The organism is Bacteroidota bacterium (genome assembly GCA_008933805.1).
Classification (GTDB): Bacteria; Bacteroidota; Bacteroidia; order UBA8524; family UBA8524; genus SB11.
Window position 1 is genome coordinate 24,201 of record WBUH01000013.1, and the last position, 16,193, is coordinate 40,393.

Here is a 16,193-nt window from a genome sequence, read left to right on the forward strand (position 1 = left end):
TCCTTTTGATTGGGTTTAAGAAGAACAAGTGTTTACCACTTGCTGCCAAAAACTGCGCAAATATAAAACGAAGGGAAGAAATATTTGTTTTCGGTATGCAGCATCAAAGGCAAACGTTTGGGAAAAGCATCCACATACACGCCTACTTCAATGGCTTTTATTTCATCAGTAAAATCACCCCAATCGAAGTTAAACCCTGCTTTAGCAAAGCCGCCCATCCTAAACGTGAGCTCGTTGAACCCTTTTGAGAAGGGCGAGTTACCAATCACATCGTCTTGATTTATTTCTGCATCGGCAGTAACTTTTTTAGTTACCACAAAGTTGTTGTTGTTTACATCGGTTACAAGCAAATCAAGGTAAACGGGTTTTAGCACAGAGAACACAGGCCCTACTGCAACATTGAAGCTGATTGAGGCTGTATTCTTAAGTTTTTTTTCTGACAACATGAACTTGTTGCCATAACCAAAACGACCGATATACGCTGAATTGGCTTTGCCGTATGTGTATGGACTTGTATTGGTGATGCCTGTATTGAAAATACGGATTTCTTTAGGGTGTCTTATCGAAAGAAATTCAGCTTCAAGGTATTCAACACGTCCTTCGGAAATGTAACGGCCAAAGCGTAAATCAAGTCCCACACCGCGGGGATGTGCCATCAGCCCGAAAGAAAACTCACGATTGTATTCATTCTCAGTAATCAGCTGGGCTGAGCCTTGTTGTGGTAAATACACAGCAGCCACGCCAAAAAGTACGACACGGATTATAACTCTATACCACCACATTGATTTATCTTTGTTAAAAAATTGACGGGTGCCGAACGGCTACTCTTCATTCAAAAATAACGAAAAAAGTGCCAAAAATGTTTACTGCTGAAATAAAATACTTGGGCGATTTAAGAACCGAAGCCACACACCTTGCTTCGGGCAAAACTTTTATTACCGATGCACCCGTTGACAACCACGGAAGAGGCGAGGCTTTTTCTCCTACTGATACGGTAACTGCCGCACTTGGCAGTTGCATGTTAACGCTGATGGGTATTGCTGCCAATACACATGAAATTGACATGAGCGGCACAAAAATAGAAGTGAAAAAACACATGGCTTCTGACCCCCGACGCATTATAAAAATTGACGTGGTGATTACTTTTACAGGTAAAAACTATACAGATAAGCAGAAGGCAATCTTAGAACACACGGCCATTACCTGCCCTGTTGCCAAAAGCCTGAACCCAGAAATTGAACAAGCTGTTGAGTTTGTTTACCAATAAACGTAGCAGCTAATCCAAACAAAAACGCACCCAAATTGCTGTTGCAAACGGGTGCGTTTTATATTACTGCGCAAATGCACAGTACAAAAAGTAGGTGTTTTAGTTGTGTACGTGACCAAACTCTATAGCGTGGTGAAAGTTTTCAGCCACTTTTACTGCGTTTGCTCCGGGCACATGAATCATATTGAAGGTAGCCACTTTAATTGTTTCGTGCTCACCGTCAAATAGTTTTTGCATATTTACCAGCATATGAATTTTTGAGGTAGCGCTGCTCTTTACTTGCAAATTGGTAGCGCCAAACGCATGACTGTTTTGTTGTATGGTATTATTAGCCCCTGAAAAGCCGCCCACATGGTATGAAAAACTTCCGTTGGAAGCCTGTGGCGAAGTACCCTCAAACTTCATAAAAATGTAGCCTGAGTTCCAGCTCCAAAACATGCCGTTAGCAGGGTCTAAAGCACCTGTTTGCGCACCCGAAACGTTACGAATACTATCTACCCCTATTGTATAGCTCACGCCCTTGTAATCACCGGCAGGAACATCGGCAATGGTTAGCAAGGTTCCGTTGGTTTTAGCCACATCCACCAAGTAATAACTTTCAGGAGCAACCCAATACGAACCGTCGGTTTTTTGAAGTTTAAAATTAGTGATGTAATACCTTACATTGGTAAATGTTAGTTGCTCTGACGATTGCGTAGTAAACGTCGTATTTAATGCAAACTCCGCCGTGCCGAATTTATGGTCAAACTCAACGGTAACAGCACCCTTTTGCTCTGTTGGAGCGGGGTTGGTATTTTTATTATCGTCTTTCTTACAAGAACTTATAAATGTTAGCAACGCCAGTGCGATTGCAAATCCTGATAATTTTTTCATCGGTAATAGAATGTAATGTATAATTTTTTGCCGGCTTAATTGTAGTAGCACATGCTGTGCGGCATTGGCATCTGCTAATAGCGATTATGAATACATTACATCCTCGGGCGGCTGAAAGAAATCTGAATTACAGGTTGCGACTGAAAGAGGTGCCTCCAAATCATGCAATTCTGTGCAATCTGAAGGTGGAACGGCTACCTGAAAACAATTGATTAGTATGAATACTGAGATTTTTAGTTGCTGCCTCAAAGGCATTTCTTTACCGTTTGTTGTGGGTTTTTCAACCTCATTTAGCTCTTCGTTCAAACGGCAACTGCCTTCGCAATCTAACGCTGCGTTGTCTTTATTTTCACAAAGCACCGTAGCATAATAGGTTTTATTAATTAAATAATTTCCTACTATACCCAAACGCATAGTAAACGGAAACGCAAGGGCTAAAAGCAACAATATGGCAGTAACCTGTCTCAATCTATTAAAATAGATACTGCGAAAAACGGTAAAGTTGCCTTTAAAAAGAGTTTATTTTTTGTGCAAAGAGATTTGCTCTTGCAACTCAGAAAAATTGATGCCCATGTGCGATTCTTCATACACACATTCGCCATCAACAATCAATAATAATTGGGGTGATTCATGGTTTATTTTAAACCGCTCGGCAATAGCCGCTGAGATATCTCTATAACTTAATAAGTCTAAGTAGTAATACTCTTCACCTTTCTCCGCTTCGTTACTATCCATCCGGTTTTTAGCTACAGCACTAATATTGCAACGTGTGCTGTGCTTAAAGATAACAACAGGAACCTTGTGACTTTGGGTACTGATTAACTCCAACTCATCAGGCTGGGTAATGTTTTTCCAACTAAGGGGCATTATTTTCCTACTACAGTGCTAATTTTGTACGATGGGCATTGGTCTTTATGACAAGAACTCAACACACCCAAACCCGCAATTACCAGCAAAATAACAAGTACCTTCTTCATATATTTAATGTTTAAACTCCAGTGTATCTTTAGCATCCTCAAATTCTATGCAAAATTACAAAAAAATATGTGAACTTCTAAGCAGTGAGGATTGTAAACCTTATGTAAATAAACTGATTAACAAAAACCCGGCGCAAATTGTTCTTCAATACAGCGGCAAAATACCTTGTGATGTTGCTGCACTGGCAGAGCTGATTAAGCTATACCAAAAAGCAGCCGACAAGTTACCGTTGTGGGTTGATAGCCGCTGCGCCCTTTCGCAACGCAGCTATGAACAATCCACTTCGCAATTAGTGGCTCTTTATAAATCAACGTTTATAAAGGGTAAAAAATTGCTCATTTTGGGTGGTGGGTTAGGAGTTGACGAGTGGGCCTTGTCCCAAACCTTTGCACAGTTAACTACTATTGATAATGACGAGGCATTAAACCAAATTGTTGCTTTCAACTATCCAAAACTTGCAATAAAAAACGTCAAACGCATTACCCAAACTGCCGAAGAGTATTTGTATGAAAGTGATGAACCCTTTGACTGCATTTATACTGACCCCGACCGAAGGGATGAAAAAGGGGAGCGAAAAATTACTTTGCAGCAATCAACCCCTGATATTATTGCGTTACTGCCCAAATTATGGGACCGAACACAAACACTGATAGTAAAAGCCTCGCCCCTATTAGATATTAATACGGCTGTATTGCAGCTTGGCAATGTGCGTGAAGTACGGGTAATTGCAGTAAAAAACGAGGTAAAGGAAATACTAATTACCGCTGAAAAAGGGTTTACGGGTATAGCAAAAACAGTGGCCGTAAACCACAACGGCAGTGCGTGGCAAGAATACACAACAACTCAGGTCAAAAACCCATTACCTGAAACGGCACCTCCTGACTGTTTCTTTGAGCCAAATACAGCTATTATAAAGGCAGGCCTGCACCAATCGTACGCTGCTGAACTTGGCTTAGGAACCATCGACCCGAAAACGGCTTATTACACAGGCACTACCCCTATTGAAGACTTTATGGGGCGTCAGTTTAGTATTATCAACGCTGTCCCTTTTGCCAAAAGCGGTATCGCTGCTTATATAAAACAACACGGATTGCAAAAAGCCAATGTGGCCAAACGCAATTTCAGACTATCGGTGGATGAGATAAAAAAGTTGTTCAAAATTAAGGACGGAGGTAATGAGTATTTATTTTTCACCCAACAGGGCACTAAAGGGATACTGTATCATTGCAGGCCTGTATAACACTGCAAATCTGCTTAGTTGACGAACCCATTCAGACACTAAAAAACTTACTTTTTTCTGTTTTAACTACCCAACAAGCATACTATTGAATAGTTGATAAACTGTGGGGTAACTTTCAACGATAAATAAGTTTATTTGTCGGGGTAGTTTTATGATTGAAAAGTTTTTTTATCCGGTAAAGGTAGATGTGCCCGACGACCGTCGTCGGTTTTCTGGAAATATTGTTCAGCACAAAGATAAATTTCCCGACACCTCAGGCTTTAAAATAGCACTGTTTGGGGTGTACGATGCCCGTTTGGGCGGACCGGCACAACAAAATGCCGAAACAGCATTCACCGAACAGCGAAACGAACTATATAGCTTGTACTTTAAGTTTCCGGGACTGAGTATTGTTGATTTAGGCAATATTATTCCGGGCGAATCGGCTGATGATACATTGTATGCAGTTAGGACAGTGGTGAACGAACTAGCCACGCAAAATGTAGTATCGGTAATATTGGGCAACCACCAATTAGCAGGTGTTGGTCAATATGCAGGCTTTGATAACCTTACCAAGTTTACCGAGGTAACTGTTTTTGATAACAAAGTATCCATTAACGAAGAGGACTTGGTATACCGCATCGTATCGCATGAACCTAATCATCTTTTCAATCTTAACCACATGGGCTACCAAACCTATTTGTGCGATGAAGAAGCACTGATGGCGTTTGAAAAAATGTACTTTGATACCGTGCGCTTGGGTGTATTGCGTGGAAACCCGGATATTACTGAACCCAGCCTGCGCAACTCAAAAGTATGTGTGTTTGATTTGGCCTGTGTGAAATATGCCGATGCATTGGGCAGCCCCGGCTCAACGCCAAACGGTATCAGTGCTGAAGAAGCTTGCCAAATTGCCCGCTATGCTGGCATTAGCCCGCGTTTGCAAAGCATTGGTTTTTACGGTTTACCTACTTCACAAGTAAGCTCGGCACAACTAATCGCCCAAATGATTTGGTACTTTGCCGAAGGAGTATCGCTGCGCAAAGACGAAGACCCTGTGAAAGAACAGGAGAAGTTTTTGCAATACCGTACCGCCCTTAACGAAGGCCAACACGAGATTGTTTTTTACAAAAGTAAAACCACTGCCCGCTGGTGGATGGAAATACCGCACCCCAAAAACCACAAAGAAAACACCTTCCCAATTGTGGTGCCTTGCAGCTATGCCGATTACCAAGTAGCCTGCAACAATGAGATGCCAGACCGCTGGTGGCGTGTATTCCAAAAATACACCTAACGAAGGGAAAACAACCCCTTCTTATTTTCTATTCCCTAGCCGCCATTCCCTCAAATTACAACAGAGGATAATTTGAGCGTTTGAATAGCTAACTTCACTCTTAACCTTATTACAAAAAAGGATGAGCGAACCTGTGCGCGTGTTGGATATTGGATAATATGCGTGCTTATATACTTACCTCAAAACCATTTGCATACACCACTTGTTTAGAATTAGTATAAAGTAAAGTGTAAAAAGCATTTATCCTTACTTTAGTTTATTTTTGCGGCTTCTAAAAACCTTATAATTATGGTATTCGACCTCGACCTGATAAAGAAAACCTATGCCCAAATGCCTGAAAAGATTAGTGCTGCGCGCAGTGCTTTGGGAAGGCCACTTACCCTTACAGAAAAAATACTGTACTCGCACCTTTGGGACGGTGCTGCTACCACTGCTTACGAGCGTGGAAAATCGTATGTAGATTTTGCTCCTGACCGTGTAGCTATGCAAGATGCTACCGCACAGATGGCATTGCTACAATTTATGCAAGCAGGCCGCGATAAGGTGGCGGTTCCTTCTACCGTTCACTGTGACCACTTGATTCAAGCAAAAACAGGAGCTATTGAAGATTTGCAAACTGCTATCGACACTAACAAAGAGGTGTACGATTTCCTTTCTTCTGTATCAAACAAGTATGGTATCGGTTTTTGGAAACCCGGTGCCGGTATTATCCACCAAGTAGTACTTGAAAACTACGCTTTCCCGGGCGCAATGATGATTGGTACCGATAGCCACACTGTAAACGCAGGTGGTTTGGGTATGGTTGCCATTGGTGTGGGTGGTGCTGATGCTTGCGACGTTATGGCTGGCTTACCTTGGGAGCTTAAATTCCCTAAATTAATAGGTGTGAAACTTACCGGAAAAATGAGCGGCTGGACCAGTGCCAAAGACGTTATTTTGAAGGTAGCAGGCATACTTACCGTAAAAGGCGGCACAGGTGCCATAGTAGAATATTTTGGCGAAGGTGCTTCAAACATATCTTGTACCGGTAAAGGCACTATTTGTAACATGGGCGCTGAAATTGGTGCTACCACTTCAATATTCGGTTACGATAAAGCAATGGGCGATTACCTGCGCGGTACAGCCCGTGCCGAAGTTGCCGACCTTGCCGATGCGATTGCCGAACACCTTACCGGTGATGCTGAGGTATATGCAAATCCTGAGAAATACTTTGATCAAGTAATAGAAATTAATCTTAGCGAGTTAGAGCCTCATGTAAATGGCCCCTTTACTCCTGATTTGGCTTGGCCGCTTAGCAAATTTGCGGCTGCCGTTAAAGAAAACAACTGGCCCGCTACCCTTGAGGTAGGTTTGATAGGCAGTTGCACCAACTCTTCGTACGAAGATATTACCCGTGCAGCATCAGTTGCCCAACAAGCCATTGATAAAAACCTTAAAACAAAAGCTGAGTTTACTATTACCCCCGGTTCTGAAATGGTGCGCTACACCGTTGAACGCGACGGGTATTTGAACACTTTTGACCAAATGGGTGGTGTTGTGTTGGCAAACGCCTGTGGCCCTTGTATTGGCCAATGGGCACGCCACACCAGCGACCCTAACCGTAAAAACTCAATCATTACCTCGTTTAACCGCAACTTTGCAAAACGTAACGACGGTAACCCAAATACTCACGCATTTGTAGCTTCACCTGAAATTGTAACTGCGTTTGCTATTGCCGGCGACCTTACCTTTAACCCAATTACCGATACTCTTACCAACGAAAAAGGTGAGCAAGTGAAGTTGGATGAACCTAAAGGTATTGAATTACCCGCTAAAGGTTTTGATGTTGAGGATGCTGGTTACCAAGCACCTGCCGCTGACGGTAGCAGTGTGAAAGTAATTGTTGACCCTGCGAGCAACCGTTTACAATTGCTTGACCCGTTTGCTGCATGGGAAGGTACTGACTTAAAAGACCTTTACCTGTTGATTAAAGCAAAAGGCAAGTGTACCACCGACCACATCAGTATGGCAGGTCCTTGGTTAAAATTCCGCGGACACTTAGATAACATTTCAAACAATATGTTGATTGGTGCTATCAACTACTTTAATGACAGTGCTGATAACGTTAAAAACCAACTTACCGGTGAATACGGCCCTGTGCCTGCTACCCAGCGTGCATACAAAGCCGCAGGAATTGGCAGCATAGTGGTGGGCGACGAAAACTACGGTGAAGGTTCATCACGTGAGCACGCCGCAATGGAGCCTCGTCACTTGGGTGTTCGCGTAATATTGGTAAAATCATTTGCCCGTATCCACGAAACCAACCTTAAAAAACAAGGTATGTTGGCACTTACCTTTGCCAACAAAGAGGATTACGAAAAAATTCAGGAAAACGATAAAATTGATATCGTAGGTCTTACTACATTTAGCCCCGGCAAACCATTAACAGTGGTATTGAAACACGCCGACGGCAGTGTGGATGAAATTACCGTAAACCACACCTACAACGACCAACAAATTGAGTGGTTTAAAGCCGGTGGTGCCCTAAACATCATCCGCAAACAAGCCAACGGTTAATCCGTTATGCAGGCTTCAAATTAAAAACACCTAATATTATCAAAAGGGGCGGCATCAAAAATTGATACCGCCCCTTTTCACATATAAAATCAAATCGCCCACTTATTGTGAAATCAACCCCACTTATGAAATTGAATATTTAGTTGCGCAAAAACCTTAGTTACTTAGTGTAAAAGTATCTAATTATGAAAAATCTAATACTATTAATTACGAAAGCAACATTTTTGATTTACTTCTTTTTAGGGCTGTCTACACAAATATTAGCCAACTTACCTCCAAACATCTATATATCAAGCTGCTATCAGCAAGTAACCAACTCTGGCAACCGAATAACCCCTTTTAAATTTCTCAACGGAAGTGCCATCAAAATAACTACTATTCCTGCTAACGCAACTACATACTTTTTTGCGTATGAAATTGTAAATGGTCAAGCTGTTTCAAACCCTTTCATCATACCTTATGGTGTTGATTACTTATTACAATATGACAAAACGTTTTCTATTGTAGTTCCTCCCGAGTATGTAAACCCTGGTGGCCCGGGAGGGGAAATTGACCCTATGATAATAAGTACAGTTTCTTTTACTCCTACTTTCAGCCCTGCCGACGGAACGGGATGTTTCACATTTAACACATCACGCCTTTATAATTTTAATCCCAATTTAGACGGACTATGCATTAATCCTGCTGTATCCATAAGAAATCCTTCTTCAAACACAGTTTCACAGGTACAGTATACTGGAAACAATCAACTTCAGTTCTTCATTCCTGATGATGGATTTTGTGATATTCCCTTGGGGCAAGGCATTGTAGGAATACGTTGTAGAACTATGGACTTTGAAATTGAAATTCAACCCTGTGACCTTAATAACCCAAACTGCCCAACACTCTTTTATACATTTCCTACAACTGTTTGTTGCGAATGCGAGCCTTGGCAGCCATCACAAAGAACGGAATTAGAAACTAACGAACTAAATGAAGGTAAAATGAGTGAAACATATAACAACATAGTTAATGATGTTTTAATTTATCCTAATCCGTTTGTCGATGAAATAATTGTAATTACTGAACAAAGCGTAAAACAACTTTGTATAAAAGATTTAACAGGTAAAGAGTTAATCACAGCAATCGGCAATAAAATTGAAACAAACAACCTAAATAAAGGTATCTATTTGTTAGAAATACGTACACCCGACGATACTTTAGTTCAGAAAAGAATCATTAAGTAAATATTGAGTTTTCTTAAAAGCAGGCCGATGGCCTGCTTTTTTTATTTCTATCCCCGCCGATTATCGGCAGTATCGTCCACTTATTGCCATAACTGCCCACTTATTACTTGGTAATAGTATATCGTTTTGCCGCACCATAGGTTTGCATAATTCTGCTAAAACCATAATAAACCTATGGTATAACGTAGCAACCTTATTGGCTTGCTGCCTTATTTGCTGGCCTGCTTACTTTTGTAAGCAGGCTTTTTGTATCTTTCGTCCTCAATATGCAAACAGGAGACATAAAAGACTATGCCCGCATAGCAGGCTGGTCAATACTTTCAGTAATAAAATTTGCCGTAGTTGGTTTAGCCGTCAATTGGATATACGGCGTAATAAAAGTAGGCTGGTACATTAAACTGTTCGAAACCGGCGGCTGGCACATTGCCCTTTCAGCACTAATGGTAGTGTTATTGTTTGCTGCTTTCCCGGCAATTTACTTTTACTTAGGTTACCTAAGCGGTATGGGTCTGGCCATTAGTAAGGCTATCGAAAAAAACCAAGGATTTCTTACCGGAATATTAGGCAAAGTAGCCCACAGCAAATTAGGCTTGTTAGTTACAGACAAAGGCTCATCCATTGCCGCAAGTTCAGGCGAGTTGAGGTTGGTACGTTTTATCGTAAAACTATCAGGCTACAAAACCGAATGGGAGCAACTGATACAGGTAAATAAACAAGGTACCGACGAAGAAAAAACTGCCGCTATAGATAATTTGGTTGAAAAAATTGTGACCCGATTACCTGAAAACATATCAGATAAATTCATCTTCAGTTTACGCAATATCCTGCTGATAAACCTGATTATAGGCATTGGGATAGAAATACTATCGCATTACTACCCCGCTGCCGTTTAGTATTTAGTTCAGACTCCAGCCTAAACAAATAGAAAAGTATTCGTTTTTAATATCATTGCTACCCATTACCGTTTTAGCAATACTGCTTAAGCCTTGGCTCATGCGAAACTCTAACGAGTACAAACCCGCGGCTGAGGTTTCTACCTCAACACCAGCACCATATACCAAAGCGGTTTCCATCACCTTCAAGCCATTTATCTTTTGTCCGCTCATATCCTTGTTAGTGCTGTTTTTATAATCAATATCATAAGCACCACTCAGGTTAAAGTTAAAACTGGGGCCGCCAAAAATCTTACCGTAAAATCCTTTAGCCCCGTAACGCAGTTTTGCCATCACAGGCACTTCTGCATACAGTAAGCGGTATGTTTCTTCATAATCCTCATCAGGATTAAAAATGTTGCCTTGCAAAGTTCCGGTAGCACTGGTTCCTTTTGAAACCACCAAACCATTTACCGTTAGTCCAAAATAATTGGTAAACTGATAAGTGCCGGCCACTCCTCCTCCTATCATTAGGAGATTAGATTGATTTGCCAACGATGAACTGTTAAAAGATGCCTGCCCTATACCGAACAAGCCGCCGTAATAGAATCCCTTTTGTGCTTTCAGCCCAAGGCTTAAACACAATACCGCAAATGCTGCTACTATATTTCTCATACGTTTTTCAGGTATTGGTATATCATAAATATACGAATTTTTTTTGAATTCAGGTTTGTTACATTGCTCTGCCATTTGCAGCAATTCATCGCCAATAAGTGTCGATTAATAGAAACCAGCCTGCCAATTTTACCGTTTTGCACAGTTGGTTTTTTTTTTGTTGATTACACTTTGAAAAATCACCCTTAAAAATAATAATATGGATTTTGGTAAAGAGTTCCGCAAGTATGCCACCAAACATAGGGGCATCAACAGTTTGCATACCGACAAGTATATAAATTCGGTTGAAAACATGACCCGAACAGTAATTGAAGAACGTCCTGTAAACTTTCGCGAGATTGACGTTTTCTCACGTTTGATGGCCGATAGGATTGTGTTTTTGGGAACTGGTATCGACGATTATATAGCAAACATAATTATCGCCCAATTCCTGTTTTTGGAATCTATGGATGCGAAACGCGACATACAAATGTACGTGAACAGCCCGGGCGGTTCGGTATACGCAGGATTAGGCATTTATGATACAATGCAGTTTATAAAACCTGATGTAGCCACTATTTGTACAGGTATGGCGGCCAGCATGGGCGCTGTATTGTTGTGCGCAGGCGCAGCAGGCAAACGCAGCGGATTGGAACACAGCCGTGTGATGATACACCAACCAATGGGCGGTGCACAAGGCCAAGAGAGCGATATTGAGATTACTGCCCGCGAGATTAAAAAATTGAAAAAAGAGCTGTACGATATTATTGCCAACCACAGTGGACAACCCTTTGATAAGGTTGAAAAAGATGCTGACCGCGATTACTGGATGATTGCAGGCGAAGCAAAACAATATGGTATGATTGACGAGGTGCTTACCCGCAAACGCTAAACAATTAATTTATCTAAACATTAAAACTATGGATCTTGGCAAAGAATTTAATAAGTATGCTACCAAGCATTTGGGCATAAGCAGCTTAAGCACTCACCGCTTCACTAGTTCTATACAGAACATGACGCGCACGGTGATTGAGGAACGTCCTGTAAACTTCCGTGAGATTGACGTTTTCTCTCGCTTGATGGCTGATAGAATTGTGTTTTTGGGTACTGAAGTGGATGATGAAATTGCAAACATTATTGTAGCCCAATTTCTGTTCCTTGAGTCTATGGACCCAAAACGCGATATACAAATGTACATCAACAGCCCCGGAGGCTCAGTATTTGCAGGTTTAGGCATTTACGACACTATGCAATTTATTAAACCCGATGTTGCTACTATTTGCACAGGCATGGCAGCCAGCTTTGGTGCTGTATTACTATGTGCCGGAGCAGCTGGCAAGCGTAGTGCGTTACGCCATAGCAGAGTAATGATTCACCAACCTCACGGTGGTGCACAAGGTCAGCAAAGTGATATTGAAATAACTGCAAACCTTTATAGGAAACTAAAAGGTGAATTGTACGAAATCATTTCACGCCACTCGGGCCAAACCGTTGAAAAAGTTGAAGCCGACGGCGACCGTGATTACTGGATGAAGGCCGATGAAGCCAAAGAATACGGTATGATTGACGAGGTACTCGTTAACAAATAATAATTCTCCCGTTATAACTCAAAAAAGGCAGGAAAACCACCTGCCTTTTTTGTTGTTGTAATACTGGCTCAAATACCATAAATTCATATTAAATTTGTAGTTGAAAACGGAGCTTTTACAACTACCCACATTTAGGAACTGCTTTTGCAGTAAAGCTCACTAAAGTCACACTTCTTGAAAAACAAAAAAGATACCACCTACTGTTCATTTTGCGGTCGCCCGGCAAGCGAAGCCGCCCTACTAGTCTCTGGCCAGGAAGCACAAATTTGTGATGCCTGTATTGTTGAAGCCGGAAGCATTGTAGAGCAACAACTGGGCTTTACTCCCAAAACTGAAGAGAAAAAGGATAAAAAGGAAAAGAGCGCATTTAGCAAAACATCTAAAAGCCTTCTTACTCCTGCTGAAATAAAGCAACACCTTGACGAATACGTTATCGGACAAGACGAAGCCAAGAAAGTACTGTCGGTAGCGGTGTATAACCACTACAAACGCATTAACAGCAAGGTTAATGACAACGGTGTTGAGCTTGAAAAATCAAATATATTGTTGGTAGGTGAAACAGGTACAGGTAAAACCTTGCTTGCCCGCACCCTTGCCAAAGTGCTTGACGTTCCTTTCTGCATAGCTGACGCTACGGTATTTACCGAAGCCGGTTATGTGGGAGAAGATGTAGAAAGCACTATATCGCGCTTGTTACAAGCTGCCGATTATAATGTAGAAGCTGCACAACGCGGTATTATATACATTGATGAAATTGATAAAATAAGCCGCAAAGGCGACAACCCTTCCATCACTCGTGATGTGAGCGGTGAAGGTGTGCAACAAGGTTTATTAAAGTTGCTTGAAGGCACTGTAGCCAACATACCCCCACAAGGTGGACGTAAGCACCCTGAACAAAAGTTTTTGCAGGTAGATACCAGCAACATTTTATTTATTTGCGGAGGTGCTTTTGAAGGCATACAATCCATCATCAGCCGCCGTATTGATACACAGGCAATCGGGTTTAAGTCAAAAGGTGATGAGGCTGAAAACGACCAAAATAACCTGCTTAAATACGTTGCGCCAGCTGATTTAAAAAGCTACGGTCTTATTCCTGAAATCATTGGCCGCTTGCCCGTACTAACGTTCTTAAATCCGTTAGACAAGCCAGCATTGAAACGTATTTTGTTGGAGCCTAAGAATGCTTTGGTAAAACAATATGAAAAACTGTTTGAAATTGAAGGTGCCAGCTTGATTTTTGAACCAGAGGTAATCGATTATATTGTTGACAAGGCTTACGATTACAAAGTAGGCGCTCGTGGCTTACGTTCAATTTGTGAAGCAATTATGCTGGATTGGATGTACGATGCCCCATCTAAAAAACTGAAAGAAATTACAGTTGATTTAGAATACGCCAAAGCTAAACTTGAGAAGCTAAACCTAAAAGCTGCTTAATTCTCTCCATTTTCCTGTAAGCCAAGCATTTGGCTATCAACATTATTTTGTTCTTGCTAACAATACAAGGCAACGCAGTTGTGCATTAAATATTGTGCACATCGGTTGCCAGAATATAAAATTCATATATATTTGAATCAGTTCAAGTAGAAAAGTTACTCTTTCGTATTAGGCAGGCTCTTAGCATTATTTTGCAGTGCGCTAAACAATACTAATGAGGCCTTTGTAAATGATGGTTTATATTTTGGCAGTATTCCATTGATCTTTAAATAACTCCCCTTAACAAAGCATTTGTTTGTTGCATTTTTCAGACTGCAGCACCGCAATATTCTTTTGCCTGAATTACGTTGTATGGTAATAACCAGCCGGAGATAAGGTTTGGGGTGGGTTGTTTTGACTTGACGCTGACGTTTATTATAAATTAACTATATAAATAACTATAAACCGACTATGATTATTAGTGCGCTACCCGTTAAAAGATTGTATTTAGGCATAGCTACCATAAGTATTGACTGAAGTAATAAATAATTATAACTACGAATGAAGGCCCGGCTGCTTGAGGCTTGTACGCCGCAGGAACTTGATGCTTTTTATAATTCGACATTATTTAGGGACTACATTTCCAGTACCTATGATTACTTACCGCTGAATATTGAATACAAAAAAGAGTATTGCGGTGGAGAAGGCGATTATAAGAACACTTCAGTAATAATATTTGAAGGCGATGAACCCATTGTCTCACTTATTTCTTACTCAATAGGAACTCTATTTTCTTTTTTTAACGAACCGGTAACCATAATTAGCTCCGTTTTTGAAAATCGTGATAAGGAGGCAAGGGCTTTATCGCTACTTTTTAGTACGCTAAAAGAAATTGCCAAAAAAAATAACTACACGTCCATTTTATTTAGCAACAATACCCATTTACTGTCTACCTTTTTTAGCAAGCTAACTCAAACAGATTTGAGGTTTGAGGCCTACTTAGACCTTACTGAGTCAAAAGAAATCATTAAATCAAGCGTACGAAAAAGCTATAAATCGCTTATCAATTGGAGTGAAAAAAACATGATTACTGAGGTTGTTTCGCATGACAACCCCAGCTATGAAAAGTTTATGAGCTTCAGGGATTTCCACCGCCATGTATCAGGCCGTATTACGCGCAGCGACAAAACGTGGGAACTGCAATACGAATCGTTACTGAATAATCAAGCCTACTTAATGTTGGGCTACTATAATAATAAATTGGCGTCGGGTACACTGGTAACGCATGGCAAAAAAACTGCGTATTATTGTGTAGGTGTATATGACCGCGAATTGATGGCCGCTGATGTAGGATTGGCTCACAACAATTTGTTGCAAACCATGTATCATGCAAAGGATATCGGGCTAAAAGAGTTTAATTTAGGGAATTTGCCTCTTAACAACACTGATGCTAAAGAGGCAAATATTTTTTATTTTAAAACCGGGTTTACAAAGTTTATGCGCACCCATACCATATTTACAGCTACTTTTTAAACATGGAAAATACAATTTCGAGTACACAACAATGGTATGAGAAATCATACACGCAAGCTGGTTTTAAGGCACAACGCTTATACCCTAACGAAGAACTGCTGCGCTTTATGGGACGTAATTTTTTTAAAATCCCATTTAACGAACGTAAAAACATAAAAATTCTTGAAGCTGGTTGCGGCTCATGCAGTAATTTGTGGATGATTGGCAAGGAAAACTTTGCCGCATACGGAATTGATTTGAGTGCTGCATCTATTGAATTGGGCAAACAAATGCTGGACAAATGGGGTTCATCTGCTAAACTTACCGTTGGCTCAATGACTGAAATGCCCTACGAAGCCAACTATTTTGATGCGGTTGTAGATGTTTTCTCAAGCAATTGCCTAGCCGTTGCTGATTTTGAAAACTTTCTTGCACATGTGTCCAGAGTATTGAAAACCGGCGGAAAAGTATTCAGCTATACCCCATCAGCAACATCAGAAGCATTCACTAACTATGCGCCTGCTGAAAAGATTGACGATTATACAATTACAGGTATTTACAGAGAAACTGCCCCATACCACGGGAATTACTACCCCTTTAGGTTTGAAACCCCTGAACACCTTACTACATTGTACAATAAACACGGACTTGAAATAACTGCTATGGAACTGATAACACGCACCTATAACAATATGGGCGAGCCTTTCCAGCAGATTTCACTGGAAGCCGTTAAGAAATAA

At 41.0% G+C, this 16,193-nt stretch carries 16 protein-coding genes; 11 read left to right on the top strand and 5 right to left on the bottom strand.

Annotation, left to right across the window (positions count from 1 at the left end):
* Positions 1-32: 32 nt before the first annotated feature.
* Positions 33-782 carry a hypothetical protein gene (locus F9K23_13105; protein ID KAB2914661.1) on the bottom strand — a complete coding sequence of 250 codons (750 nt, stop codon included), beginning with the start codon at positions 780-782 and terminating at the stop codon, positions 33-35.
* A gap of 77 nt (positions 783-859) precedes the next feature.
* Between F9K23_13105 and F9K23_13110 the strand changes: the two genes are divergently transcribed.
* On the top strand, positions 860-1,267 hold the full coding sequence (locus F9K23_13110) for an OsmC family protein (GenBank protein KAB2914662.1): 408 nt from the start codon (positions 860-862) through the stop codon (positions 1,265-1,267).
* A gap of 99 nt (positions 1,268-1,366) precedes the next feature.
* On the opposite strand, the gene F9K23_13115 is transcribed toward F9K23_13110, so the two are convergent.
* From F9K23_13115 to ytxJ, 3 genes are all read right to left on the bottom strand, one after another.
* The gene (locus F9K23_13115) at positions 1,367-2,140 is read right to left on the bottom strand and encodes a hypothetical protein (protein KAB2914663.1); all 774 of its coding nucleotides are present in this window, start codon (positions 2,138-2,140) and stop codon (positions 1,367-1,369) included.
* 84 nt (positions 2,141-2,224) lie between these two features.
* Complete coding sequence (locus F9K23_13120; protein ID KAB2914664.1) at positions 2,225-2,608, bottom strand: hypothetical protein; 384 nt, start codon at positions 2,606-2,608, stop codon at positions 2,225-2,227.
* A gap of 51 nt (positions 2,609-2,659) precedes the next feature.
* Entirely contained in the window at positions 2,660-3,007 is a 348-nt protein-coding gene (gene ytxJ / locus F9K23_13125) for a bacillithiol system redox-active protein YtxJ (GenBank protein KAB2914665.1), read from the bottom strand.
* Between the two features lie 157 nt (positions 3,008-3,164).
* Here ytxJ and F9K23_13130 point away from each other — a divergent pair, with 157 nt between their 5' ends.
* The 5 genes from F9K23_13130 to F9K23_13150 all read left to right on the top strand — a co-directional run bounded on the left by F9K23_13130 (position 3,165) and on the right by F9K23_13150 (position 10,306).
* Entirely contained in the window at positions 3,165-4,358 is a 1,194-nt protein-coding gene (locus tag F9K23_13130) for a hypothetical protein (GenBank protein KAB2914666.1), read from the top strand.
* A 151-nt stretch (positions 4,359-4,509) separates the two neighbouring features.
* The gene (locus tag F9K23_13135) at positions 4,510-5,631 is read left to right on the top strand and encodes an arginase (protein KAB2914667.1); all 1,122 of its coding nucleotides are present in this window, start codon (positions 4,510-4,512) and stop codon (positions 5,629-5,631) included.
* A 288-nt stretch (positions 5,632-5,919) separates the two neighbouring features.
* Positions 5,920-8,187, top strand: a complete 2,268-nt coding sequence (locus tag F9K23_13140; protein ID KAB2914668.1) for an aconitate hydratase — start codon at positions 5,920-5,922, stop codon at positions 8,185-8,187.
* Positions 8,188-8,372: 185 nt separating this feature from the next.
* The gene (locus tag F9K23_13145; GenBank protein ID KAB2914669.1) at positions 8,373-9,413 is read left to right on the top strand and encodes a T9SS type A sorting domain-containing protein; all 1,041 of its coding nucleotides are present in this window, start codon (positions 8,373-8,375) and stop codon (positions 9,411-9,413) included.
* A gap of 266 nt (positions 9,414-9,679) precedes the next feature.
* A complete protein-coding gene (locus tag F9K23_13150) occupies positions 9,680-10,306 on the top strand; it encodes a hypothetical protein (protein KAB2914670.1) in 627 nt (208 codons plus the stop codon).
* 3 nt (positions 10,307-10,309) lie between these two features.
* Here F9K23_13150 and F9K23_13155 read toward each other — a convergent pair whose 3' ends face one another.
* On the bottom strand, positions 10,310-11,035 hold the full coding sequence (locus F9K23_13155; GenBank protein ID KAB2914671.1) for a PorT family protein: 726 nt from the start codon (positions 11,033-11,035) through the stop codon (positions 10,310-10,312).
* A 124-nt stretch (positions 11,036-11,159) separates the two neighbouring features.
* On the opposite strand from F9K23_13155, the gene clpP reads away from it, so the two are divergent.
* The 5 genes from clpP to F9K23_13180 all read left to right on the top strand — a co-directional run bounded on the left by clpP (position 11,160) and on the right by F9K23_13180 (position 16,193).
* Positions 11,160-11,831 carry an ATP-dependent Clp endopeptidase proteolytic subunit ClpP gene (gene clpP, locus F9K23_13160; protein KAB2914672.1) on the top strand — a complete coding sequence of 224 codons (672 nt, stop codon included), beginning with the start codon at positions 11,160-11,162 and terminating at the stop codon, positions 11,829-11,831.
* A 28-nt stretch (positions 11,832-11,859) separates the two neighbouring features.
* Entirely contained in the window at positions 11,860-12,528 is a 669-nt protein-coding gene (locus F9K23_13165) for an ATP-dependent Clp protease proteolytic subunit (protein KAB2914673.1), read from the top strand.
* 174 nt (positions 12,529-12,702) lie between these two features.
* Entirely contained in the window at positions 12,703-13,962 is a 1,260-nt protein-coding gene (gene clpX, locus F9K23_13170; GenBank protein ID KAB2914674.1) for an ATP-dependent Clp protease ATP-binding subunit ClpX, read from the top strand.
* 540 nt (positions 13,963-14,502) lie between these two features.
* Complete coding sequence (locus tag F9K23_13175; GenBank protein ID KAB2914675.1) at positions 14,503-15,474, top strand: hypothetical protein; 972 nt, start codon at positions 14,503-14,505, stop codon at positions 15,472-15,474.
* A gap of 2 nt (positions 15,475-15,476) precedes the next feature.
* The gene (locus tag F9K23_13180) at positions 15,477-16,193 is read left to right on the top strand and encodes a class I SAM-dependent methyltransferase (protein KAB2914676.1); all 717 of its coding nucleotides are present in this window, start codon (positions 15,477-15,479) and stop codon (positions 16,191-16,193) included.

Bases quoted from the DNA above. Each gene is read 5' to 3' on its own strand.
- F9K23_13105 (KAB2914661.1), bottom strand. From the start codon at position 782: ATGTGGTGGTATAGAGTTATAATCCGTGTCGTACTTTTTGGCGTGGCT.
- F9K23_13110 (KAB2914662.1), top strand. From the start codon at position 860: ATGTTTACTGCTGAAATAAAATACTTGGGCGATTTAAGAACCGAAGCC.
- F9K23_13115 (KAB2914663.1), bottom strand. From the start codon at position 2,140: ATGAAAAAATTATCAGGATTTGCAATCGCACTGGCGTTGCTAACATTT.
- ytxJ (KAB2914665.1), bottom strand. From the start codon at position 3,007: ATGCCCCTTAGTTGGAAAAACATTACCCAGCCTGATGAGTTGGAGTTA.
- F9K23_13130 (KAB2914666.1), top strand. From the start codon at position 3,165: ATGCAAAATTACAAAAAAATATGTGAACTTCTAAGCAGTGAGGATTGT.
- F9K23_13135 (KAB2914667.1), top strand. From the start codon at position 4,510: ATGATTGAAAAGTTTTTTTATCCGGTAAAGGTAGATGTGCCCGACGAC.
- F9K23_13140 (KAB2914668.1), top strand. From the start codon at position 5,920: ATGGTATTCGACCTCGACCTGATAAAGAAAACCTATGCCCAAATGCCT.
- F9K23_13145 (KAB2914669.1), top strand. From the start codon at position 8,373: ATGAAAAATCTAATACTATTAATTACGAAAGCAACATTTTTGATTTAC.
- F9K23_13150 (KAB2914670.1), top strand. From the start codon at position 9,680: ATGCAAACAGGAGACATAAAAGACTATGCCCGCATAGCAGGCTGGTCA.
- F9K23_13155 (KAB2914671.1), bottom strand. From the start codon at position 11,035: ATGGCAGAGCAATGTAACAAACCTGAATTCAAAAAAAATTCGTATATT.
- clpP (KAB2914672.1), top strand. From the start codon at position 11,160: ATGGATTTTGGTAAAGAGTTCCGCAAGTATGCCACCAAACATAGGGGC.
- F9K23_13165 (KAB2914673.1), top strand. From the start codon at position 11,860: ATGGATCTTGGCAAAGAATTTAATAAGTATGCTACCAAGCATTTGGGC.
- F9K23_13175 (KAB2914675.1), top strand. From the start codon at position 14,503: ATGAAGGCCCGGCTGCTTGAGGCTTGTACGCCGCAGGAACTTGATGCT.
- F9K23_13180 (KAB2914676.1), top strand. From the start codon at position 15,477: ATGGAAAATACAATTTCGAGTACACAACAATGGTATGAGAAATCATAC.